General features: G+C 57.9%; 22 protein-coding genes. 11 read left to right on the plus strand and 11 right to left on the minus strand.

Annotated features, from left to right (window positions below):
- Nucleotides 1-3: 3 nt before the first annotated feature.
- The 10 genes from PTZ19_RS21705 (at nucleotide 4) to PTZ19_RS21750 (ending at nucleotide 6,122) form a co-directional block, all read left to right on the plus strand.
- Nucleotides 4-279: an HU family DNA-binding protein gene (locus PTZ19_RS21705; protein ID WP_219643896.1), complete on the plus strand. Its 276-nt coding sequence runs from the start codon at nucleotides 4-6 to the stop codon at nucleotides 277-279.
- A 3-nt stretch (nucleotides 280-282) separates the two neighbouring features.
- Nucleotides 283-561 (plus strand): RNA-binding S4 domain-containing protein, encoded by a 279-nt coding sequence (locus PTZ19_RS21710; RefSeq protein ID WP_276357731.1) that lies wholly within the window; start codon nucleotides 283-285, stop codon nucleotides 559-561.
- A 91-nt stretch (nucleotides 562-652) separates the two neighbouring features.
- A complete protein-coding gene (locus PTZ19_RS21715) occupies nucleotides 653-1,735 on the plus strand; it encodes a lactonase family protein (protein WP_276357732.1) in 1,083 nt (360 codons plus the stop codon).
- A gap of 136 nt (nucleotides 1,736-1,871) precedes the next feature.
- Nucleotides 1,872-2,726 (plus strand): amino acid ABC transporter substrate-binding protein, encoded by an 855-nt coding sequence (locus tag PTZ19_RS21720; RefSeq protein WP_276357733.1) that lies wholly within the window; start codon nucleotides 1,872-1,874, stop codon nucleotides 2,724-2,726.
- 12 nt (nucleotides 2,727-2,738) lie between these two features.
- Nucleotides 2,739-3,407, plus strand: coding sequence for an amino acid ABC transporter permease (locus PTZ19_RS21725; RefSeq protein ID WP_276357734.1), 669 nt, complete (start codon nucleotides 2,739-2,741; stop codon nucleotides 3,405-3,407).
- A gap of 12 nt (nucleotides 3,408-3,419) precedes the next feature.
- Complete coding sequence (locus tag PTZ19_RS21730) at nucleotides 3,420-4,163, plus strand: amino acid ABC transporter ATP-binding protein (protein ID WP_276357735.1); 744 nt, start codon at nucleotides 3,420-3,422, stop codon at nucleotides 4,161-4,163.
- Between the two features lie 65 nt (nucleotides 4,164-4,228).
- Nucleotides 4,229-4,510, plus strand: a complete 282-nt coding sequence (yabP, locus tag PTZ19_RS21735; RefSeq protein WP_276357736.1) for a sporulation protein YabP — start codon at nucleotides 4,229-4,231, stop codon at nucleotides 4,508-4,510.
- Entirely contained in the window at nucleotides 4,507-5,097 is a 591-nt protein-coding gene (gene yabQ, locus PTZ19_RS21740) for a spore cortex biosynthesis protein YabQ (protein ID WP_276357737.1), read from the plus strand. Before yabP ends, yabQ begins: the two co-directional genes overlap by 4 nt.
- 137 nt (nucleotides 5,098-5,234) lie before the next feature.
- Nucleotides 5,235-5,558: an FtsB family cell division protein gene (locus tag PTZ19_RS21745; RefSeq protein WP_276357738.1), complete on the plus strand. Its 324-nt coding sequence runs from the start codon at nucleotides 5,235-5,237 to the stop codon at nucleotides 5,556-5,558.
- Between the two features lie 126 nt (nucleotides 5,559-5,684).
- Nucleotides 5,685-6,122 carry a S1 domain-containing RNA-binding protein gene (locus PTZ19_RS21750; RefSeq protein WP_276357739.1) on the plus strand — a complete coding sequence of 146 codons (438 nt, stop codon included), beginning with the start codon at nucleotides 5,685-5,687 and terminating at the stop codon, nucleotides 6,120-6,122.
- Between the two features lie 733 nt (nucleotides 6,123-6,855).
- Here PTZ19_RS21750 and PTZ19_RS21755 read toward each other — a convergent pair.
- Entirely contained in the window at nucleotides 6,856-7,563 is a 708-nt protein-coding gene (locus PTZ19_RS21755) for a hypothetical protein (protein ID WP_276357740.1), read from the minus strand.
- 373 nt (nucleotides 7,564-7,936) lie between these two features.
- On the opposite strand from PTZ19_RS21755, the gene spoIIE reads away from it, so the two are divergent.
- On the plus strand, nucleotides 7,937-10,471 hold the full coding sequence (gene spoIIE / locus PTZ19_RS21760; RefSeq protein ID WP_276357741.1) for a stage II sporulation protein E: 2,535 nt from the start codon (nucleotides 7,937-7,939) through the stop codon (nucleotides 10,469-10,471).
- Nucleotides 10,472-10,755: 284 nt separating this feature from the next.
- Here spoIIE and PTZ19_RS21765 read toward each other — a convergent pair whose 3' ends face one another.
- From PTZ19_RS21765 to PTZ19_RS21810, 10 genes are all read right to left on the minus strand, one after another.
- Nucleotides 10,756-13,482, minus strand: a complete 2,727-nt coding sequence (locus PTZ19_RS21765; RefSeq protein ID WP_276357742.1) for a glycosyl hydrolase — start codon at nucleotides 13,480-13,482, stop codon at nucleotides 10,756-10,758.
- A 128-nt stretch (nucleotides 13,483-13,610) separates the two neighbouring features.
- Nucleotides 13,611-14,840: an MFS transporter gene (locus tag PTZ19_RS21770; protein WP_276357743.1), complete on the minus strand. Its 1,230-nt coding sequence runs from the start codon at nucleotides 14,838-14,840 to the stop codon at nucleotides 13,611-13,613.
- 6 nt (nucleotides 14,841-14,846) lie between these two features.
- The gene (locus tag PTZ19_RS21775; RefSeq protein WP_276357744.1) at nucleotides 14,847-15,833 is read right to left on the minus strand and encodes an N-acetylglucosamine kinase; all 987 of its coding nucleotides are present in this window, start codon (nucleotides 15,831-15,833) and stop codon (nucleotides 14,847-14,849) included.
- 17 nt (nucleotides 15,834-15,850) lie between these two features.
- Nucleotides 15,851-17,632, minus strand: coding sequence for a DUF4838 domain-containing protein (locus tag PTZ19_RS21780; protein ID WP_276357745.1), 1,782 nt, complete (start codon nucleotides 17,630-17,632; stop codon nucleotides 15,851-15,853).
- 13 nt (nucleotides 17,633-17,645) lie between these two features.
- Nucleotides 17,646-18,392, minus strand: a complete 747-nt coding sequence (locus PTZ19_RS21785) for an SIS domain-containing protein (RefSeq protein WP_276357746.1) — start codon at nucleotides 18,390-18,392, stop codon at nucleotides 17,646-17,648.
- Nucleotides 18,393-18,411: 19 nt separating this feature from the next.
- On the minus strand, nucleotides 18,412-19,149 hold the full coding sequence (locus tag PTZ19_RS21790; RefSeq protein ID WP_276357747.1) for a sugar isomerase domain-containing protein: 738 nt from the start codon (nucleotides 19,147-19,149) through the stop codon (nucleotides 18,412-18,414).
- A gap of 6 nt (nucleotides 19,150-19,155) precedes the next feature.
- Nucleotides 19,156-19,944 carry a response regulator gene (locus tag PTZ19_RS21795; protein WP_276357748.1) on the minus strand — a complete coding sequence of 263 codons (789 nt, stop codon included), beginning with the start codon at nucleotides 19,942-19,944 and terminating at the stop codon, nucleotides 19,156-19,158.
- Nucleotides 19,937-21,814 carry a cache domain-containing sensor histidine kinase gene (locus tag PTZ19_RS21800; RefSeq protein ID WP_276357749.1) on the minus strand — a complete coding sequence of 626 codons (1,878 nt, stop codon included), beginning with the start codon at nucleotides 21,812-21,814 and terminating at the stop codon, nucleotides 19,937-19,939. Before PTZ19_RS21800 ends, PTZ19_RS21795 begins: the two co-directional genes overlap by 8 nt.
- A gap of 39 nt (nucleotides 21,815-21,853) precedes the next feature.
- Nucleotides 21,854-22,687: a carbohydrate ABC transporter permease gene (locus PTZ19_RS21805; protein WP_276357750.1), complete on the minus strand. Its 834-nt coding sequence runs from the start codon at nucleotides 22,685-22,687 to the stop codon at nucleotides 21,854-21,856.
- Complete coding sequence (locus PTZ19_RS21810) at nucleotides 22,684-23,628, minus strand: carbohydrate ABC transporter permease (RefSeq protein WP_276357751.1); 945 nt, start codon at nucleotides 23,626-23,628, stop codon at nucleotides 22,684-22,686. Before PTZ19_RS21810 ends, PTZ19_RS21805 begins: the two co-directional genes overlap by 4 nt.
- Nucleotides 23,629-23,637 lie beyond the last annotated feature (9 nt).

Consider the following 23,637-nt stretch of genomic DNA (forward strand, 5'->3'; position numbering starts at 1 on the left):
GCAATGGCGAACAAAACCGATCTGATCAACAACATCGCAAGCAAGACCGGCCTGACCAAGAAAGACGTCGAATCCGTTCTGAACGGCTTCCTGGGTGAAGTCGAAAGCGCGCTCGCGAAAGGCGACAAAGTGCAGCTGATCGGCTTCGGCACTTTCGAAACCCGTTCCCGTTCCGGCCGCGTAGGCCGCAACCCGCAAACCGGCAAATCCATCACGATCCCGGCTTCCAAAGTTCCGGCTTTCAAAGCAGGCAACAAGCTGAAAGACGCCGTAAAGTAATTCATGCGTCTCGATAAGTTTTTGAAGGTGTCGCGCCTCATTAAGCGCCGCACCGTCGCGAAGGACGTGTCCGATCAAGGGCGCGTCCTTCTCAACGGTAGAGAGGCTAAACCGGCCGCAGACGTCAAGCCGGGGGACGAGCTCGAAATCCAGTTCGGCCAGCGGATCGTGACGGTGCGGGTTGAGAGGCTGTCGGAGTCGGCGAAGAAGGAAGACGCGGAGGGCATGTACACGGTGCTCAAGGAAGAGTACCGCAAGCCGGACGGTCCGGCCTTTCCCTGACTGCGGGAAAACGTGTATAATCGAATCGCGAGAGGACGCCGCTGAGGAAGCGGCGTTTTGCATCTTATCAGGACCGAGGAGGAAAGATCGGGTGGAGAACCGCGATTGGGAACTGTGGGTCGGAGCGTACGCGTCCGCCGATCAGGCCGGAATCACCCGGCTTACGCTGAATGGCGCGACGGGCGAAATCACGAAAACGAACGAGTACGGCGGGATCGAAAATCCGTCTTTTCTGGCGTTGAATCGTGCGGGAAACGTCCTGTATGCGGTCAGCGAGACGATGGAGGTCGAAGGTCAGCCCGGCGGGCGGATGATCGCCTACCCGGTAGATCCGCAGACGCGGAAGCTCTCGGATGGATGGGAACGGCTGACCCATGGAGCGGCGCCCTGCCATGTCTCGCTGGACCCGGACGAGCGCTGGCTGGCGGTGGCCAACTATTTCGGCGCGGCGGTCACGCTGTATCCGCTGGAGCCCGGCGGCAAGCCGGGGGACGCGATGGTGCGGCTCCGCCATGCGGGCTCCGGACCGCACAAGGCGCGCCAAGAGATGCCTCATCCCCACTCGGCGGTTTTCCATCCGAAGGACGGAAAGTTCCTGTACGTTCCCGATCTGGGATTGGACCGGGTCATGATCTACGGGAAAGGAGAGGACGGCGTCGACTGGTCGTCGGCCGGGGCCGCCGCGCTGGCTCCGGAGGACGGTCCCCGGCACCTGGCTTTCCATCCCGACGGGCAGACGATGTTCGTCGTGAACGAGCTCAGCGGCAGCGTCACCCGGTTCGTCTTGGGCGGCGAGCCGGGCAAGCCGGAACGCCGGGAGACCGTGACGACCTTGCCGCCGTCGTTCCGAGGCGAGAACACGTGCGCGGAAATCGCGGTTTCTCCGGACGGGAGATTCGTCTACGCCTCCAACCGGGGTCATGACAGCATCGCCGTGTTCCGGTTGGACGAAGAGGGAGCGCTCTCGCCCGCCGGCCACGTGTCTACGCGGGGGCGGACGCCCCGGCATTTCGCCGTCACGCCGGACGGGTCATGGCTGATCGCGGCGAACCAGGATTCGGATTCGCTCGTCCTGTTCCGCATCGAGCCGGAGTCGGGGCTCCCGATCTTTCACGGCGTCCAAGCGAACATCGGCAAGCCGGTCTGCGTTAGGATCAACCCGGGCCCGCGCTGAAGCGCGGGCCTTTGCAGTTCTGACGACAGCCGCCGCCGTCGTGCTGAAAAAAAGGTTTGACGGGAATACTACTTGATGTTAGTATGGTAGACATTCCTATTAATCCTATCGGATTTATCTGAAAGGGGTCTGCAACATGAAAAAGCTTAACGTTACGATTTTGCTCCTTCTGGCGTTCGCCGTGGTGCTGGGGGCATGCGGCAAAAGAAATGACGAAAGTCAAGGGGCGGCGTCTCCGTCGGTTTCTCCGTCGGCGCCGGCATCCGCGAGCGCACCCGCGGCAAACGCTTCGCTGCTGGACACGATCAAGGCGAACGGCACGATCCGCATCGGCACGGAAGGCACTTACGCGCCGTTCACTTTCCACGACAAGGACGGCAAGCTGACCGGCTTCGACGTGGAGATCGCCGAAGAAGTCGCCAAACGTCTCGGCGTGAAAGCCGAGTTCATCGAGACCAAATGGGACGGCATGTTCGCCGGCTTGGACGCCAAACGTTTCGACGCCGTGGCGAACGAAGTGTCGATTCGCGACGACCGCAAGGAGAAGTACGACTTTTCGAATCCGTACATCGTGTCCAAAGCCGTGCTTATCGTGCACCAAGACAACAACGATATCAAGAAGTTGGCCGATCTGAAAGGCAAAAAAGCCGGCCAGTCGCTGACCAGCAACTTGACCGACATCGCCAAAGCGAACGGCGCGGAAATCGTGCAGACGGAAGGCTTCAACCAAGCGATCGAACTGCTGCTGTCCAAGCGCATCGACGCCACGGTAAACGACGGCCTGTCCTTCCTCGATTTCAAGAAGCAGCAGCCGAACGCTCCGATCAAGATCGTCGACGAGACGTCCGACGCTTCCGAAAGCGGCTTTCTGTTCAACAAGGGCAACCCCGAGCTGGTCGACGCCGTCAACAAGGCGTTGGACGCCATCAAGGAAGACGGAACGTACCTGCGCATTTCCGAGAAATATTTCGGCGCCGACGTATCCAAGTAAAGGACGATCCCCATGACCGAACGCCAGTGGCAAATTGCCCAGGATTCGCTGCTACCCCTGCTTAAAGCGGGGGTAGCTTTTACCATTCCGCTCGCCTTGATCTCTTTCGCGCTGGGTCTTCTCGTAGCCGTGCTGACGGCGATCTTCCGGCTGTACGGACCGAAACCCTTGCAGTGGCTCATGCAGTTTTACGTATGGATCATCCGCGGAACGCCGCTGCTCGTCCAATTGTTCATCATTTTCTTCGGACTCCCGCGGGCGGGCATTATTTTAGACCCTTATCCGGCGGCGGTGATCGGCTTCACGCTCAGCGTAGGAGCGTACGGTTCCGAGACGGTTCGCGCGGCGATCCTGTCCGTTCACAAAGGACAATGGGAGGCGAGCTATGCGCTGGGCATGACCCGGTGGCAGGCGCTTCGGCGCACCGTACTGCCCCAAGCGGCGCGCGTGGCGACGCCGACGCTCGCCAGCGCGTTCATCAGTCTCGTGAAGGACACTTCGCTCGCTTTTACGGTGACCGTGCCGGAAATGTTCCAGAGATCCCAGCAGATCGTCTCCACCACTTACGAACCGCTGGTGCTTTACGTGGAAGTCGCGTTGATCTATCTGCTGTTCAGCTCCGTTCTCTCTTTCGGCCAATCCCGTTTGGAGAAACATTTCGACCGTTATCATACCCGCTAGGAGGCTGCCGGCATGCTAACCGTAACCCAACTTCGCAAATCGTTCGGCAGCGCCGCCATACTGGACGGCATCGATCTCCGCCTAGAGAAAGGCAAAGTTCTCGTCATCATCGGACCGTCCGGCTCGGGCAAGACGACGCTGCTGAGGTGCATCAATCTGCTTGAAACCCCGACGGAAGGGGCGATCGCGGTCGGGGACCTCGAGCTTTCGTTCGCGCCGGGCAAGAGGCAGAGAAAAGCGGATGTTCTCGCCATGCGGCAGCGCACGGGCATGGTGTTCCAAAGCTACAACCTGTTCCCGCACCGGACCGCGGCGGAGAATATCATGGAAGGCCTCATCACGGTGCGCAAAGCGGACAAGCAGCAAGCCCGCGTCCGGGCGACAAAGCTGCTCCGGAAGGTCGGGCTGGAGGATAAGGCCGATCTCTATCCGCACCAGCTCTCCGGCGGCCAGCAGCAGCGGATCGGGATCGCCCGCGCGATCGCCATGGATCCGGACTTGCTGCTGTTCGACGAACCGACTTCGGCGCTGGATCCCGAGCTTGTCGGGGAAGTGCTCAAGGTCATGCGGGCGCTGGCCGCGGAAGGCCGCACGATGGTCGTCGTCACGCACGAAATGAAGTTCGCCGAGGAAGCGGCCGATCAGGTCGTTCTCATGGACAAAGGCCGCATCGTGGAACAAGGAACGCCGGCCGAAGTGCTGCGCGAATCCGGCAACGAACGGACGAGAGCGTTCCTGTCGCGATTGCGCCAATAAGTCCAAGCCCGGTTCTAAACCCGTATCTCCCCCCATATGTTAGTTCCATAAGGAGGGGGACGGGCATGGAACACGGCAAGGGCGCGAAGCATCAGGAAATCCGCATGTTGAACCGCAAGACGCTGGAGATTACCGGCGTCAGCAACGTCGAGAGCTTCGATAACGAAGAGTTTCTGCTGGTCACGGAGTGCGGGTTTCTCGCGGTGCGCGGCCAGAATTTGCATATGAAAAACTTGAGCCTGGAGCAGGGGCTCGTCGCCATCGAGGGCACGGTCCATTCCCTGGTGTACCTCGACGGATCCGGCGCGGGCAAATCCAAGGGTCTGTTCGGGAAGCTGTTCAAGTGAACGCGGCGGCCCAATGGTCGACGATCGGCTGGATGGTCGCCTGCGGCCTTGCGATGGGGCTCGTCTTCGACCTCTACCGCGTCGTCTCCCACAAGTTCCGGATTCCGCGCTGGCTGCTGCCCGCTTTGGATTTGATCTACTGGGCCGCGGCTACGGTCGTCGTGTTCCGCGTGCTGCTCGGCCACAACCACGGGGAAGTCCGATTGTACGTCTTCCTGGGCCTCGGAATCGGCGTTACCGGATATTTCGGCCTTTTCAGCCCGCGGGTCCTGAAAATTTTCGCGCGCCTGCTGGACGCCGGAGCCCGTTTGGCGGCATGGATTTGGAAAACGTTCCGGATCGTGATCGTGGCGCCGGTCATGATGCTCGTCCGCCTGCTTGCCAAATTGCTGGACATCCTGTTCCTCGTTACGGCGGCGATCCTGCTCTGGACCGGACGTTTGCTGCTGATTCCCCTCCGCCCGGTCGGCCGTTACATGTGGGAAAAGCTGCTGCCGGCGAGGAAGAAAGCGCGGTCCTGGCTCGATGCCGCGAAGCGCTGGAGGGACAAGCTGAAGGCCGCCTGGGACCTGTTCCGCAAAAAGTGATCCGCCGCACGGAATCTCGACACGTTTCGAAGCGGTCCTGCCGCGGAATATGGATCGGAAGAATTATATTTTTCCCGTCCCAAAGTATGCTATAATGTTCCCGTCCCACAGACTTCGCGGGAAAGGAGCACTCGGACATGTCATCCCGCCAGGCCGCGGCAGCATCGCCGACGTCGATCGGCGCGCGCAGAAGACTGCGCCTGCTCATGATCGTCATGGTCGTCTTCATGAGTTGGGCCGCCTATACGTTGGTCAATCAACTCGGACAAATCAATGATCGCCGGGCGGAGTACCGGGAATCCGCGAAGAAGCTGTCCGAGGCGCAAGCGAAGAACGAAGCGCTCAAGCAGGAGGTTTCCCGCTTGAACGATCTCGAATATATCGGGCAAATCGCCCGTAAAGAGCAAGGAATGGGGCTGCCGGGCGAAAGGCCGATCCAAATCGAGAAATCCGCGCCTTAACGCCCGACCTGCCCCGTCTGACGGGATATTCGCCGGTTGACCTTGCTTTCCGCAGTCGGTTATAATCGGCATAACCGAACCCGAATGGTTCGGCCACACTCAGTTCAGGGAGGAACATCGGTTTTTATGGCCATCGAAGTGGGCGCTAAAATGGAGGGCAAGGTGACCGGGATCACGCATTTCGGAGCATTCGTGGATCTGTCGGGCGGCGTTACGGGGCTCGTCCACATCTCCGAAGTCGCGGATAGCTATGTCAAAGACATTCACGAGCATCTGAAGGTCAATGACATTGTCACGGTCAAAGTCATCAACGTGGATCAGAATGGAAAGATTGGATTGTCCATCCGGCAGGCCGTAGACAAACCGCCTGAACAACAGCAGCAGCCTTATTCGCGCGGACCTCGCGGCGACCGGGGCGGCCGGCCTTTCAAAGGAGGCGGCGGTGGTCGCGCTTCTTTCGAGGATAAGGTGAGCCGGTTCCTCAAGGACAGCGAGGAACGTATCTCCTCCCTGAAGAAAAGCACCGAATCCAAGCGTGGCGGCCGAGGCGGGCGCCGCTCGTAATATACATCCTTAACGCAAAACCGGACCTGAGGGTCCGGTTTTTTTTGACTTATCAGAACTGATAACGATTCGGGGTGAAGTCATGCTCCATCCCTTTCTTAGAGCGACCAGACGCCGGCTGCCCCATTCGTTGAGGCGGTAAGGCTAACGGACACAGCGGACGTTATGCGGGTCGCTCCTCGGCAAAGCGCATTGTAACGGACACAGTTGCGCTTATTGGGGAAAAACCCCAAATATATCCGTAACAGGTTACGGATAAGGGCCGCTGTGTCCGTTACGATTTGAAAATGAGGGAATTTGATCCAATAGCGGCTGCGGTGTCCGTTAGAATCGGAACCCGTAACGGGAAGGATGGGGATTCGGTGAAAAACGTTACCGCATGGGCAGGAAGGCGGGATCAACCATGACCAAGAGCAAGCGGTAGTGGGATTGACCTCGCATGGAAGGTCTCCCATCCAACGAATCGCCCATACCCGATGTCCGCCTGGCAAACCTGAACGCACGGCCTTCCGACAAGGAAGGTNTGGGATTGACCTCGCATGGAAGGTCTCCCATCCAACGAATCGCCCATACCCGATGTCCGCCTGGCAAACCTGAACGCACGGCCTTCCGACAAGGAAGGTCCGGGCGTTTTTTCTTATGCTAGAAGGAGGTTCTGCACGTCTTGCAAGAAAGCGCGGCTCCGAACTCGGAGCCGCGCCTAATTGCGTTTATTCGGGTTTGCCGGCGGTGATTAAGCCGGAAGGTTGCTCAAGGTTGCCAGCATCGCGAACAGGTGGGGCCCGAAGCCTTCCGACGGCTCGCCGGACGGCATGTTGACCTCGATCCGGTATCCGGTTCCGCCGACCTCTTTCACGATGACTTCCTGCGTCAGCTTGTCGTTGCTGCCGAACAGCAGCAACGCGGCTCCGCCCAACGAAGGATTGATCTCGGCGTCTTTCAGTTCCCGGACATCCCCGACTTTGGAAAGCTTGTCTTCGGCCGCTTTTTTGATTTCGTCCAGCTTGTAGCCGTCCGGCAGCTTCTCGATCTTGGCGTAGTAGTTCTTGTCGACGTTCATCGTAAGCAAGCCGAGCTTGGAATCGAAGCTGAAAATATCAAATACGTAGAGCGCGTAGCCTGGACCTTCGGCCAGATTGGCGGTCTTCTTCTCCGCGTTGCCTTCCAGGGTCAGCGAAAGCTCCTTCGCGGCGGGCAAGTCCGCTTCCGCGGCATTTCCTTGTGCGGGCGCCGGACTGCTGTCCGCCGCAGTTTCCTCGGCAGCCGACGGGCTGAGGGACGGATTGGCCGAGGCGGATGGACTGGCCGAAGCGGATGGATTGGGCGAGGCCGAAGGCACGGCTCCTTGAGAGTCCTCCGACGATTTGCCGCAAGCGGTCAATCCGGCAGCGAGCACGGTTGCCGCTAACAGAATGGTCCATTTTCTCGTTGCGTGTTTCATTTCGAACACCTCCGTCCCTATAAACGGGAGGCAGAAGCAAATGTTGCAGATGAAAAATTTTTTCGGCGGCGGCCGCCATTCGGGCTGATCCGGCAGGGACGCGCGGATGTCGTCTGTTTTCGGAGGCGGCGGCGCCGTCGGATGGGCGCGGTTTTGCTCGGGATGGGGCTTGCTCGCCGCGGGAACGTATTTTCCCGTCCGAATGGAAATTCGGCGGCGGGCCGCGGGTTTCGCCGTTCACGAATCGCGTCGCCAAGGCGGTACGGACCCTGTCGGAAAAAACTTTCGCCCGGGTGGCGCCTTCTGACAAACTTCCTTGGAGCCCGCCCCTATAATAAAAGGCACATTCATTATGGAGATTGGGGTGTGCAGCATGGACAAGTCGTCCGTCGTACCTTTCATTCCTCGTCCGGGCCGTGAAGATCGGGAAGCTGCAGAGGAGAAGAAGGGATGGCTGGCCAGACGGAAAAAGCGGAAAGCGGCGGGGGCCTCGCCGGGGCGGCTTCAGCGCCTTGGACAAGCCTTCGCGGAGCAACGTTGGATTTGGCTGACGGTTCTGATGGGTTTTTTGCTGGGGCGGGCGGAACTGGTGGAAGGCATCGCGCCGTTCGCGGCCGCGTTTTTCGGGGTCGTGCTCTACGTGCGGAGAGAAGCGGCGTTCTGGGCGGCGGCTTCGCTCATCGCGGGGAGTTTCTGGGCTCCGGATCCGTCCCCGGCGGTCGTCGTCGCGGAGATCGGCGTCCTGTATTTGCTCTTCCGGGGATTGGAGATCTACGAAAAAGCGGACTTGTCCCACGCGCCGGTCGTCGTCTTCGCTTCGGACTTGCTTGTTCGGCTGTTTGACGTCGTGCTGGAAGACAAACCGACCTGGATGCCCTATGTCTGGACGGCCGTGGAAGCGGGTCTGGCTTTCGTGCTGACGATGCTGTTCGTCCATGCGCTGCCGCTTCTGAACCGGACGAAGAAGTCGGTCCAACTCAAGCAGGAGGAGTGGATCGGCGTGCTCATTCTCGCGGCCTGCCTGCTGATCGGCATGACCGGGTGGTCCGTGTACGGGGTCGGCGCGACGGACGTTCTGGTCCGGTTCGTCGTCGTACTGGCGGCATTCGTGGGCGGCGCTTCCCTCGGCACCTCCGCGGGGGTGGTCGCCGGCATGATGGTGACCTTGTCCGATTTGGGCGCCGCCGGCGAGATCGGCATGCTCGCCCTCGGAGGACTCATGGCCGGCATCCTGCGCGAAGGAGGCAAGGCCGCGTCCGTATTCGGCCTCGTGCTCGGGTCGTCGGTACTCTCCCTTTTCGCCTCGTCACCCGCCGATACGATGTCCGCCGCTTGGGCCGCCGTTGCCGGTTCGGTGTTGTTTCTTTTGCTGCCCCGGCGTTTCATCGACTCTATATCAAAATATGTGCCGGGTACCCCCCATTATGCGCAAAACCAGAGAGAGTACGCGCAAAAAGTTCGCGACCTGACGGCCGAGCGGGTGGCGCGGTTCTCCGAGGTGTTCCGGCAGCTGTCGGGCAGCTTCCGCCAAATCACCGAAGCATCGGGCGAACAGGCGGAGCAGAACCGGGACTTCGACCACTTCTCGAACGCCGTCCGCGAGAAGGCTTGCGCCACCTGCCATCGGAGGAGCATGTGCTGGGACACGCAGTTTTTCCAGACCTATAAGCTGATGACGGACATGATGGGCGCGGTGGCGGACAAGCCCGGCATCCAAGCCGCGGACATTCCGAAAAGCTGGACGCGGATGTGCGTCAAGACGCCGCAGGTGCTCGATATTTTGAAACGGGAATATGAGCTCTACCGGCACGACCTGCATTGGCGCCGCCAGCTTCAGGATAGCCGCTTCCTCGTGGCGGACCAGCTGTCCGGCGTGTCCCAGGTCATGGACGACCTCGTTAAGGAAATCCGGCGCGAAGCCCAGCAGATGGAGCACCAGGAGACCCAAATCCGGGAAGCGATCGACCGTCTGGGGCTGGCCGTTCAAACCATAGATATCATCAGTCTGGAGGAGGGACGAATCGAGATCGAATTGGTCCACGCGTTTCGGACCGGCTATGACGAGTGCCGCAAAATGATCGCGCCGCTGCTGTCCGAAATCTTGGGCGAGACCGTCAGCGTGCAGCAGGAGAGGAGCGGGGATCCCGCGCCGCACCTGACGACCGTCGTGTTCGCTTCGGCGAAGGCGTACGAGGTGGAGACCGGCGTGGCCGGGGCGGCGAAGGACGGGGACTTGCTGTCGGGAGACAGCTTCACGATCACGGAGCTGGCGACCGGCAAATTCGCGGTGGCGCTCAGCGACGGGATGGGCAACGGCGCCCGGGCGAGAATGGAGAGCAGCTCGGCTTTGTCGATGCTGGAACGGCTGCTGCAGTCCGGCATCGACGAGAAGCTGGCGGTCAAGTCGGTCAATTCGGTGCTGCTGCTGCGCTCCCCCGAAGAGACGTTCGCCACGATCGACCTGGCGGTGATCGACTTGTATTCCGCCCACGCGACGCTGCTCAAAATCGGCTCCACGCCGAGCTTCATCAAACGGAACGGAGAGGTGATCCCGGTCGCGGCGGGCAACCTGCCGATCGGCATCCTGCAGGACATCGAGATCGACCTGCTGCAGGTGCAGCTGCTGCCCGGCGACACGCTGATCATGATGACCGACGGGGTGCTGGATGCTCCCGGCCACGCCATCAACAAAGAGCTGTGGATGAAGCGGGTCCTGCAGGAGATCGAGACCGACGATCCGCAGGAGCTGGCCGACGAGCTGCTGGATACCGCGCTGAAGCAGAATCCGGGAGGGATTCGCGACGACATGACGATCGTGGTGTCGAAAATCACGCGCCGCCAGCCGGAATGGGCCGCCTTCCGGTTCCCCGGCCTCGGCCGGGTGGAGCGCCCGAGGACGGTGAGCTAAGGATGGGCGGGGAAGATTCGGAAACCGGTCCCGCCTTAGATCGCAATCGATCGGTTTACCGTCAAGCGGTCGTCTCGCAGCAGCGTGGCCTACTTTCCGACGCTATGACATGACAACGCGATCCTTCAGAATCGGCTGTATGGCTCTGCGCGGCCGTCTCCTGAAGGATCGCGTATCAGGATGGCTGAAGCACGATTAATTCGGTAAAGCCACCGAATGCCTTAGCCATTCGTTTGGTACATCACTTTTCCGGGAGAAAGGGGCTGGACAGTTAGGACGATGCTTTAAGGGCTGACCCAAATGCGGTCCACGTCCATCCAGCCGTAAAATTTGCCGATTTTGATTTGGTTGTTGCCGGCCGTTAAGGGTATCTCTCCGAAATCCAACGTTTCGAACCCGTCCGTCTCGGGAAAAACCTGGTACACGTCCGTTCCGCTGTTGATGTTGACGATTTGGGTCTTCTCCTCCACGGCCGCGTACCTTATTTTCAAGCGGTAAGTCCCGGTTATCGGAACCGTTACGTCAAAGGAAATACAATCGCCGTTCTCATCGAATGAACCCGCTTCTACGTACCCGGTGCCTGAAGCCTCCGGCTTCGAGTTCGCGACGGATACGCCCGTCAAGTCCGCATTCTCGGCTTCGTACAACGCGCCAAGGCTGGGAGGAAGCGTCGTCGCGATCAGGGTATTGCTGGACGCGGTCTCTTCGTTTGCTTGATCGAATGCTCGAACCGTAAAAGAATAAGGTACGGATGGATCCAGTCCGGATACCATGTAAGAGGTCAAAGCCCCGCTTGTCGAGCCGATGAGCTTGGTTCCCCTGTAGATCCGGTAGCCGGCAACGCTGGAGGTGTCGGAAGGCGCCGTCCACGCCAATTCAACGGCTGATTCCGTCACCGACGGCGAATTCAGACCGGAGGGCGCGCGGGTATCCGGTTCGAGCTGAATGCGGTCCACGTCCATCCAACCGTAAAATTTGCCGATGGTGATCGTGTTGTTGCCGGCGTTCAGCGAAACATCGCCCACGTTCAAGCTTTCGAAGTAGTTATCCGTTCCCGGAAATACCACGAACGATTCCGTTCCGCCGTTAACGGATACAATCTGGGTTTTGTTTTCTCCGGCGGCATATCGGACTTTGAGGATGTAAGGACCCGAAGAAGGAACCTGTACCGTAAATTCGATTCGATCGCCCGAACCGTCAAAGCTGCCTGCATCCACGTAGCCGGTTCCCGAAAACTCCGGCTTCGAGTCGTTCGTGCTCACGCCGGTTAACGCCGCGTTCTCCGCTTCGGAGATCCACCCTGCCGATGGTTCGTTCGTGGTCACGGACAACACGTTGCTGGCGGCGGAGAGATGTCCCCTGGCATCGATTGCCCTGACCTTGAAATCGTAGGTGATGGAGGGATCCAGCGCAGTTGCCGTATATGACGTGGAGCCGTTCGTTTCGCCTATGAACTTCGCCCCTCTATAAATTCGATATCCGGTCACGCCCCGGTTGTCGGTCGAGGAGTTCCAGGACAAATTCACGGACGTATCCGTCGTAGACGACGATAGGAGGTTCGAGGGGGCAGTCGGCGCTTCATTGTCGGACGCGACAACGATACGGTCCGCCGTAACCGAATACCCGCCGGACGAGGAATGTTTCGTTCCTTTCACCCGGATTCTGAGCGTGTGCAGTCCGTCGTTCATTTGGGCACTCGACCAAATCAACGTATTGTCGGCTGGAACACCGGCGTAATAATCGACATCCGTCTCCGGTCCGCCGTCGATGGAAACCGCGGCGATTCCGCGATTCGGTGCCTTAGAGCCGTATAAGGAAACCTGGGTCCCCCTAAATTCAATCTCGGTCGCCGCATCCGTTTCCGCGCTTTCATGCTCCGAACCCTTGTATTTCCCCGTTCCTGCAAGGTTGTTCCAATTTCCCGAGTATTTGAAGTAGTGCAGTCCGGTTCCGGTCCAAGCATCATCGACCGTTGTGGAATCTCCGGTTTTGAAAGTGCCGATCTGGGTCTCGTTCTGGTTGAGAATGCGGGGATTGCCATAGAAATCCCGTACGTCTTCGGCTGAATTGTTTCCGGTTAGAAACTGAGCCCACACGACCGCGTAAGTCCACATGGGTTGGGCCGCCAGTACGGCAGGTGAAGGTAATTCCCCCACTTCGGCCAAAGCAATCGGCTTGCCGTCCGCAAGATCGAGCAGATCATCATATTGGCTCGTGCTATAGGAATTGAAGTACACGTCGGCCGTTAGAACGTCGACATAACCGCTGCCCGGAAAGAAGTCGGCGTACGCAGGGCTGCCGGCATATTGGTAGTTCACGTTCCATACCCAGATCAAATTGTCTAGATTCATCGTATTCACGTACCGGTCATACATGATTTGATACAGCTTTTTGGAATAGACGGGATTTCCGCCCCACCAGAACCAGCTCCCGTCCATTTCATGGAAAGGGCGCCACAGAACCGGAACATGGGCGTTTTTCAGTTCCGTCAAATACGGCACCGCTTCGTCGATCCTTGAAATGAAACTGTCGTACAGGCTGGTGCCCGGCGTCGTGATATCCTGCCACTGTTGGTCGGTCAACGAAGCCCCTTGCACGCCGGGGTCCCAATCGCACGGCGAGCTGACAGTGGGGGCGCACATGTGCCAGGTCAATGCGACCAAGCTGCCTTGATTCCACTTCGAGATCGCTTCCTCGACCATCGCGTCTCGATTATACATGGTGTCGTTGTGTCCGACGACGCCGAATCCCAGGTCCGTGGACCAGACCGCGGGAGATTGATCGGTGAGATCGTTTACGGCATTGAAGTAGCGGGTTTGATTTCCGGAATAGTCGTGCTGGCCGGACAACATGTTCGTGCCGGAGATCTCATCGAGATAGTTGAGCAGCGTCCTTGCCTCCAGCGATGCGTCCGGATTCACGGGGGCCGCAGCCGAAACCGCAGGGGAGCGCCAAAATGGCAAAGCGCAAATCGCCGTTGCCATCACCAGCAAAGGCCAAAATTTTCTCATTCTTTCATCCTCCCATTATTCATTCGAAACTCCGTCCTAACGGGGGGCCCCTAAATTCAGTATAGGAAAGATGGACATCGCTTGCCATTGGAATATATATCGCTTCCCTGTGCGCGATATCGCACGGATCAACGTTTGCGGAATGCGGCAGGCGCGGTCGATAGCGTAATCAGCAGCATGACCGCTCCGCAAACCGGCACGATTCCTCCCGGCATCCATGCAGGGCCGTTCCCCGATCCTTGCATGAGTTGTCCGCCAAGCACGGGTCCCAAGAAACCGGCAAGCCCGGTCACGGAATAAAACACGGCGATGTAAATCGGCCGTTCCCGCTGCGGCGTCCCATTGATCAAGTACCGGAAAATCATCAGATTATAACCGCCGAAGCCTATTCCTAGTAATCCATGGGAGATGATGAGAACGGGCAAGTCGGACGGTCGGCCGACCCCTGCCCAAATCAGGGCGGACAAAGCCATGATCACGAAACTTCCGTATAGCAGCGAGTACTCCGAGCGTCTGTTGCTGAGTACTCCCCACAGATAGGAGCTGACCATGATAGCCGCGTTGTATAGGATGGTGATGTTGGCGACGGCGCCGTAACTTAACGAATAACGGTCCAGCATGAGATAATTGAAAAAAGGGACCGAGGCTTGATACACGAAGAAATACGAGAACAGAAACATAAGCGCGGATCGGAAGCGGGTGTCCCGAAACGGCTGCAGGAAAAGTCTCCACGACATGCCCGTTTCAGACGGCAAGAACGGCGGGTTCGGATGACGAATCAGTTCCCAGGTGCTCCAAACCACGCAGATCGCGCATATCGAGAAGAGAAGCGCAAAGCCCTCCAACCCGGGAACCCCTCTCAGCACGAGTCCGCTGATCCACAACGAGAAGCAGACGGCAGACCATACGAAAGCATTGCGTTTGCCGAAAAACCGGCCTTGGATGTCATGGGGCACGATATCGGCGATCATACTCGTCCATACGATCGCTCCGGCTTGGCCTAGAAGAAAGGTGGTCAGGGTGATTACCGCGTAAGCGATAAACCAGAACTTCTCCGGAAAGAGCAGGGGAATCAAACCGACCGTCACCCATATCGCCCGCGCCACCGAGAGAAACAGAAGCGTCCAAGCCCGCCGGTTCCGCCAACGCTGCATGCCGAATGCGACGGCGATCTGAATAAGGAAAGCGAGTTGCGGAATGGCGGCAATGATGCCGATTTGAGCGGAGTTAAAGCCTAAATAAAGCAGATAGGCCGTCTGAACGGCGCCGCCCAGAATCGTAAAGTGAATGCCGGAGCCAACGCCTTCGCGGATGGAGGCGCGAAGCGCTTTGGTCACGGAATCGCCGGAGTCTCTCACGGAACTTCAACTCCATGACGTCCGATAACGGTATTGTTCGAACGCCTTCCCGATCGGATTTCCGATTCCTTGGTTAAGTCGGGCGGCCGTCGGTACGCTGCCATGTAACCGAAGCGATTCTTCCACAACGCCGCCCATCACCGGTTCGTACAGCGGCAATTCGATCGGAATACCGTCGAACCGTTCCCAGAGGGCGGCCGCGAAACGGTCATACATCAATCGGGTGCCTTTCCAGACGCTGCCGCCCAAGGAGACGGTCAGCGTCCTCAGTTCCGGATGCTTTCGGATCAAGGAAGCCGCAAGCTTCCCCAAGTCCTCTCCGGCTTTCTCCATGATCGAGACCGCCGCGGCATCCCCCCCGTTCGCCGTCTCCGCCACGACCGGCGCGAGGGAGGCGACCGCTCCTCGCAAGGAAGGTGAGCGGTATAATTTTGCCGGTAGTTCCTCAAGACGGTCGATGCCGAAATGGCGAATGACAGCGGAGGTTAACCCCGTCGTCGGACCTCGCTCCTCCAAGTGGCGGATAGACGCTTGTATCGCTTGTCGGCCGATGTCGCAGCCGCTGCCTTCATCCCCGATCCAACTTCCCCAACCGCCCATCGTCACCTCGCGGCTTCCGTCGATCCCGAAGACGACCGATCCGGTTCCCGCAAGCACCGCAATCCCGGTTCTACCGAGTAGACCCGCGCGAACGGCCGCTCCGCCCTCGCTGAGATGCACGATTTCCCCGATCTCGGAGACTTGACTTAACGTCCGCAGAAAGCAGTCCGCCGCTCCCAGGGCCGTTAAGTAAAGACGGTCCACGGTTTTTCCGCCGCAGACTCGCAGGCAAGGCTCCAGACACTCCCTGACATTCGATTCGATCGCCGCGGCGGAATCGAAATTCGCGTTCGCGCCGCCGCCCGTACCGGTGGCCGCCAACTGAAAGCTTTCGTCGAATAACAACGCGCGCATTTTGGTTCCGCCGCTCTCAATGCTGAGCCTGAATCCCATACCGGCAAACTCCTTTTTCAGATTTCCTCGAACGGGCTCCAGCCGCCTTCGTAACGCGCATTGTGCGTGAACAGCACGCCTTCGCGCAGCCGCTTTAACGTTCGAGCCGCCGGCACATGTTCCGTTAGCTGCGTGAGTCCGAACGCGCGAATATCGCGGTCAAGCCGGTCGATTTCTTCCTCTCGGCCCGGCAGTCCCGGGGGTTGCTGCGCCAGCTTGGCAACGCGGATGGGGAGCCTGGCTATGCGCAGCCTCCGCACGAACTGGTCGTCCTCCGCCGCACGTTCGGCAAGGTCGAAGCACTCTTCCGCCAAAGCCAAAATATCGGCGGTCAGGTACTCGGCATCCGGTCGATCGTAAATGCTGGCGTGCAATCCATCGCGATGGACCCGTTCGGCAAGAGCGTCGATATACTTCCGGAGATAGAGACCCCCTTGGCCGTAATAACCTGCAAGGAATTCGTCGATCAAGAACCGTTCGTCCGCTTGGGGATTCCACAATAATTTCGATAATACGTACATTCGCAGTTCAGCGAATTCGCCGCCGCCGCCTTCCGCGTAGCTTCCTTGCTCGAAAACCCCTTTCACGTTGTTGCGGGCGAACAATCGAAGATTAGGTCCTAGTACGCCGAGATTGGGAAACGGGGATACGTAATAGGCGAAATTCGCCACGTAATCCCATACGTAAAGTCGGTTGCAAATACGACCCCAAGCCTGCAAATCTTCCACGAAAGCCGAATCAGCCGAAGTTTTTAACATTTTGACCTGGCACGCGTCCAAGGGGTGGGCGAAGCAGCATTCGATACTGCATAGGCGTACGATCACGTTCGGCCTCGGCCGAAGATTTCTCGGGGGTTTGCGCGTATACTGGTAGGCCAGCGTGTCGATCGCCACATGGGGATAGTCGGACTCCAGCGCTTCGGCGATCCGATTGACGAAACGGATCAGACTCCCGCTGGGGCTTCCTTCCGTCTCATCGATCCTGCGGCATTCCGGGCACTCGCACGGATTCTCCCAATCGTTCTGGGATACCGACACGATGGAGGCATCGGGCTGAGTCTTCAACCATTCCCGAATGCGTTCCAGAGACAAGGTAAGAACGTCCGGGTTTGAGAGGCATAGTTGCGTGTGATCCTTGCGGCGGACTCCGTCGATTTCCGAGAAATACTCCGGATGTTCTTGGAAATATCTCTCGACCGGCACCAAGGCGTCGAATGTATGCACGAAGGGCTGAACGTAATTGACGCAACCCCCATGGCGTTCCGTCAATCCATGGCGGTGACCGTTGCAACGGTTTCGGGCAGCCCATTCGGCATTCCAGGATTCGAAGAAGAACGGCTCTCGGTATTCCATCGCCGGAACCTGACGCTCGGCAATAGGTCCGATTTCGACGGTGCGTCTGCGGGGAATGCGTTCGGCGTCGGGACTGAACCATCGGCAGCCCAAGTACGTCTCCAGGAAGGCATACACCCCGTAGAGCGTACCGCGTTTTCTTCCGCCGGCGATCAGCAGGCTCGCGGGATAGGTGCGGATCATAAAGCCTTCGTCGCCCAGGCCTTCCGCATCGGAATCATCCGCTGGGGCGCGATTATTCCAACCGACCCAAATCTCGTAATCCCGGCGGGGCGCAGAATCCTCTATGATCTCGTAATGCGCGTCGCTGATTCGGGTCAGGAATCTTTTCAATTCTTCGGCGGCGAACCGTTCCGACTCCGATGCCTGTTCGCCGAGCACGATCCTCCAGTCGGTAACCCCATTGTTCGCAAGCATGAGCTTGCCTGTTCCCTGTTCCTTGTTCATGTCATTGGCTCCCCTATTTCGAATTCGCCAAGTAGTGAATTTGCGTTCCGTACCGCGAGAGTCTCTTGCGATTGGTTTCGTCCCCGCCGTCGAGATTGGAAGAAACGAAGACGGGAGCATCGAATCCGGCTTGACGGAGAAGCTCGGTCGTCCTTGCGATGACGGCATGCATCATCATGATTCCGATGACCGTGGATGAGGGTCCCATACGTTCGGACATTCCGCTGATTTCGAGCACGGCGTCCCCCGGCGGGCACCCGACGTCCAAGGTGTAATCACAGAGTTCATGAAGTTTACGGCCATCCGGATGACGACTGGCAACGCTCTCCGCATAAGGAATGGAGGTTAGCGCAACCGTACAAACGCCGCGATTTCGCGCCCAAAGCGCCATTTCGACGGGCACGACGTTCCGGCCGGATATCGACGCGATGACGAGTACGTCCCCTTTCCGTACGGGAGACTCGTCCAGTACCGCATCGGCGAGGCCGGAGATTCGTTCGAACCGGGTCGTCCGAGTCACCGGCGGCGTTTCCAACGTCATGCCCGGCAGGAACAGCGGGTTCATGAGCATGAAACCGCCGGCCCGGTAAAACACTTCCTGCGCGAAAATGCTGGAATGGCTGCAGCCGGTAATGAATAGGGACTTTCCCTCGGCCGCTTTATCCGCGAACAAACCCGCCACGGCTTCCATGACCGGAAGTTGCCCGGCCAGCACTTGATCGCCTAAGTTTCGGACAGCCGCAAAGTACTGTTCAATCATGGTCCCGTCACCTTTCCGATCAGAGCGATGTCTCGGCGTATCGGCTCATCATCTCCTGATTGAATGCTTCGCTGCCGGGAAAATTAATCGATTTCAGAACGGATGGCTTTAGCCCGTCCGCTAACAGATATTCCGTCACTTGCGCCGTCACCGACCACATGATGACGGCCGCGCCGATGCCGGAAGCGGGGCATATCGCCGCATCCAACCCGCCCACTTCCAGCATCGCGTCAAGGGGGGGCGCTCCGTTATCGATGACCAGGTCGGCCGCTTCGAATAACCGAAGTCCGCTGGAATGATCGCTCTTCAACATGCGGGAGTACTCGACGCTGGTCAGCGCGATTACGGTTATGCCCATTTTGCGGGCAGACAAAGATAGATCGACGGGCAGCTTGGTTTTGCCGGATACGCTTCCGATCACAAGAACGTCTCCGGGCAGCGCGTTGCTGGACTTTAATGCATAAGCCGCCAATCCTTCCGTAGAGCGGTCCTTGGAAGCCAACTCCGGTCGTTGACGAACCGTATTCTCGATCTCGAAACGGATGCGGAGGGCCTGGAAAGCGACTAAGCCGCCGGCACGGCTGACCAGTTCGCTATCCAACATGTGGCCGGTATCGAATAGATGAACGCAACCGCCTTTTTTCATCGCGTCCGCAATGACGGCCGCCGCCTGTTCGATCTGCCGGACCGCGTCCCCTTCTTCGATTTTCTGAATGAGTTCTCGCAATTTTCGGAAATATTCAATGCGAAGCGACATGTTCATTCATCCCTCTCTCATCTGGTTCGGTTGGCCGAAGGTTGATCCGTTGTCCTTATAGGCTTTGGGGGTAAGTCCGGTGTGTTTCTTGAATAGCTTGTGAAAATAAATCACATCCGAGAAGCCGACGATATTCGCGATTTCGTAGATTTTCAGATCTGGGTGATCCGACATGAACTGCTTGGCTTTCTCGATCCGCAGGCGGTTCAGGTAATCGGTGATGGTCTCGCCCGATTTCAGACTGTACTGATGGCTGATGTAGCTGGGGCTGAGGCCGATTTTTGCAGACAACTGCTTCAAGTCATAGGGGCTTCCGAATTCCTTCTCCAGAATCTTATTGATTTTGTCGACCAATCCGATGCCACGGTCCGTCTCGCACTCGTACGTTTCCTCTGCCGCTGCGGAGGCAGATTTATCCTTGGCCTCCGCACAAGCGGCGACCAGCCGGAGCAGCTCGGTTTTGTCGACGGGTTTCAGCAGGTAATCCGATATGCCGAAGCGAATGGCCTTGCGGGCATATTCAAATTCGCTGTAGCCGCTCAAAATCACGATGTGCAGGCTCGGGTTATATTTTCGAAGCTCTTCGATGAATTGCAGACCGTTCATGACCGGCATTTCGATGTCCGTGATGACCATGTCCAGGTCGCATGGATCCATCCGTAGCGCGGCGGTCAATGCGTCCATTCCGTTCGCGTAAGATCCGGCTATGTTCAACGGAACCGGCAACTTGGACAACACTCTTTCGAGCCCGGTTCGGATACGCTGTTCGTCATCCACGATCATCAGGTTAAGCATATTGCGGATTCCTCCCCTTATCCGAACGTTCTGAACCGGCATCGACCGCCGGAAGCCGTATCGTTACGACAGTGCCTTCACCCTTGCGGCTGCTGACGCTAAGCCCGTATTGAGGACCATAATGCAACTTAATCCGCTCATTGACATTGATGAGTCCGATGCCGCTGCCCGCCTCCGCTTCGCGGCCGATGAGCCTGCGATTCAACGTATTCAGCGAGTGAGGGTCCATCCCTTCGCCGTCATCGGCAACGCAGCATACCACGCCATCCGGCGTTTGCTCCATCCGAATCCGGATCGTGCAAGGGGCCGGCCGATTTTTGAACGCATGGTATATGGCGTTTTCGACGATCGGCTGGAAAACCAGTTTGATGCATCGATAACGAAGCAGCTTGTTCTCGATATCCGTCTCCAGCCGGAAACGATCCGCGAATCGCAGGTTCTGCAAGGATAAGTAATTCCGAACATGCGCTAACTCGTCCTCTACCGTGACCATCGCGTTTACCTGGTAGATCCCGTATCGGAGCAGCTTGCTCAGCACGAACGTCATATCGCCGATTTCCTCATCGTCTTTCGCCTCCGCCGTCATGCGGATCATTTCCAGCGTATTGTAGATAAAATGCGGATTAATCTGGTGTTGCAACGCCTGCAGTTCGGCTTCCTTCTTGCGGTCCTGGGTCCACCTCACTTCATCGACCAATTGCTCCACTCGATCGACCATGATATTGAAGTGCATGCCGAGAGAGCCGATTTCATCGTTGTATTTCACGGGAAACCGGACGTCCAGCCGCCCTTTCTGGACTTCCTTCATGAGCAGCTTGATCCGTCGCAGCGGCCGGGTAAGGGCGAATGTAATGGCGCAGGAAATGAAAAGGGCGAAGGAAACGATGAGTACGGTGCTGACATACGTGAAATTCCGAATTTTAACCGCTTGGCTGGTAATCTCGGAGACCGGAACGAATACGAACATTCTCCAGCCGGACAGCGCGGAAGGGGCGAACACCACCGAATATTCCAAACCGTCCCGAGTCACGTTTCCGATTAACCCGGCATGCCCCCTGACGCTTTGCCCGGGAACGGAATTTTCGATGACCTTGCCGATTTTCTTCCGGTCGCTATCGAATACGATCCTTCCTTCCTCATCCGCGAGGGTGGATTTTCCTTTCGTCAATCGATCCATATCCGCCATCCATCGCTCGATCGTGCTGATTTTGGTGTCGAAGGCGATAAAGCCGAGCGATTTCTGGCTATCGGGATCCTTGAGCAGGCGGACAACCGTAAACGCGTAGTAAGAGCGGGAAGACTTGCTGCCGGAAGGGCCGGTCGGAACCTCCTGCGTACTGATCAATACGGGGGAACCGTCTCCTCGGATCGCCGCCGCCTCCCAAAGGCTTCGGACCTTTTCCAGGTCGCTCCGGCGACCGTGCGACTTGGAATTATAGAAGGTGTTGCCGTAATTGTCGAAGACGTAGACGGACGTGGTATCCGGTTTGATTTTGTTCAGGTACAGCAAGTAACGGTCCATGTTGTTCAGCTTCCTGATGCCCACGGAAGGGTCGGCCAAGTCCTGAATGAAGTTCTCGCCGGGCATGCCTGACGTGTAGAGAGGCATAGCGGACATGTTGTACAAATCCGTAATGTAGTCATCCAACCGATTCAGGTTTTTTTGGGCAATCTCGGACACATAGTCCGTAGTCTGCTCCGTGCTGGATCGGGAATAATTGCGGTACGATACATAGGCGACCGTCAAAATCGGCAAAGAAATCAAGAAGACGAACACGACGATCAGTTTGCTCTGCATGCTCATGCTGGCGATCGCGTTCCCGAATCGGGCCAGCGCCCCTAGATCCCCCGTCTTTCCCAGTCCCGACATCCCCGTACCTCCCGTTCAACTGTCAATCCAGCTTTTCCGTCATTTTACAGCCCCGGCGACGATGCCGGCAAACACATACCGCTGAGCGGCAAGGAATCCGACGATGACCGGCGCCATGATCAGCAGGACTGCCGCCGACATATACTGCCACTCCGTCGTGCGGTCCGCGACGAACCTCATCAGGCTGGTGGAGACGACGCCCAGCTCTTTGGAGGGCATATAGAGGTAGGGAATATACATGTCGTTATAGATGTTGATGGATTTGATAATCACCATGGTGGCGATCGCCGGCGCCAGAAGCGGCAGAATGATCGCGCGGTAAATCCCGAATAGGGACGCTCCCTCCAGCATGGCGCTTTCGTCCAGCTCTTCCGGAACGGTTCGGATGAATTGCAGGTACACATAGAGTTGAATGATGTCGGTTCCGATATAGAGGAGGACCGGCGCGAATAGAGTATTGAACAGCCCCAGTTTCTGAATGATGGTAAATGTCGCGACTTGGGTCGTGATGCTGGGAATGAACGATACCGCGGTAAACGCGCCTAAGATGGTTATTTTGCCGCGGAATCGAAAACGGCCCAGGATGTAGGCGGCCATGGTACTGACGAACAGGTTGCCGACCAGCGACATCAAGGTGATCGCGATCGTATTGCCGAATGCATGGAACAGCTTCCCGTTATGCAATACGTACTCGAAGTTGTCCCATTGGAGAAAGCTATGGGGCCATTCAAAGATGTTCGAGTGCGCGAATTCGGCTTTTCCCTTGAAGGCGCTCAGCACGATCGAATACAGAGGGAAAAAAATCATGAAAGCGGCCAACCATAGCAATCCGTGCGTGATGAGGCTTCTTACCGGGTTTGACCGTCCGTTCAATGGCTCCACCTCCGCATCAACAAGCGCTGCATGACGAGAACGGCCGCCACCAAGAGAAGGAGAATCACGCTCATGGCCGATGCAAGGCCGAAGTCACTGAATTTGAACGCGGTCGACATCGTTTTCGTCACGAACGTTTCGCTGGCGCCAAGCGGTCCTCCGCCCGTGAGCAGGAAGGGCAGCTCGAAAGCCTCCAATGCTCCGATCACCGTAAGGAACAGGTTCAACTCCACGATTTTCACGATACCGGGCAACGTGACCCGGACAAAGGCTTGTTGTCGATTCGCGCCGTCGATCCTGGCCGCTTCCAGGATATCGGATGGAATCGATTGAAGCGCCGCCAGATAGATGACCATATTGAAGCCCATATTCCTCCAGAAACCTGCGAAACCGAGCGCATGATTCACCAAGTCGGGATTTCCGAGCCAGCTGACCGCAACGTGACCGAAGCCGATCGTGGACAGAAGCGCGTTCAGGGATCCGACCTGGGAATGGTACATGTACTTGAACATGAAAGCGACGGCAGTGCCGTTCAGAATGAAAGGGAGGAACAGAATCACGCGATAAAGGTTTCGGCCGCGCAGACGGGCGTTCAGAAGAATGGCGAACGCCAACCCGACGGCGTTCTGAACGATTCCCCACAGCAAATAGACGGCATTGTGCCCGAAAATCCGGAATAGCTCCGGGGATTGGAACACTTCGCGGTAATTGTCCAGACCGACCCAAGGCTTCCCCGGCAAGTAACCGTTCCAAGACGTGAAGCTGAGCCTGACGAGCTGTACGGCGGGGTAAATCCCGAACGCCGCCAGGAGCGTGACGGGCAACAACAAGAACAGAACGATCATGACTTGTTTTTGCGTTTTGTAGCTGAAATGGCGCATCGCTGCATTCCCTTTCTTGCGATAGGTGGCGCGGGCGGATAGACTCAGCGACCGGCTCATCCGCCCGCG

This window comes from Cohnella caldifontis, from assembly GCF_029360585.1.
GTDB classification, from domain to species: domain Bacteria; phylum Bacillota; class Bacilli; order Paenibacillales; family Paenibacillaceae; genus Cohnella; species Cohnella caldifontis.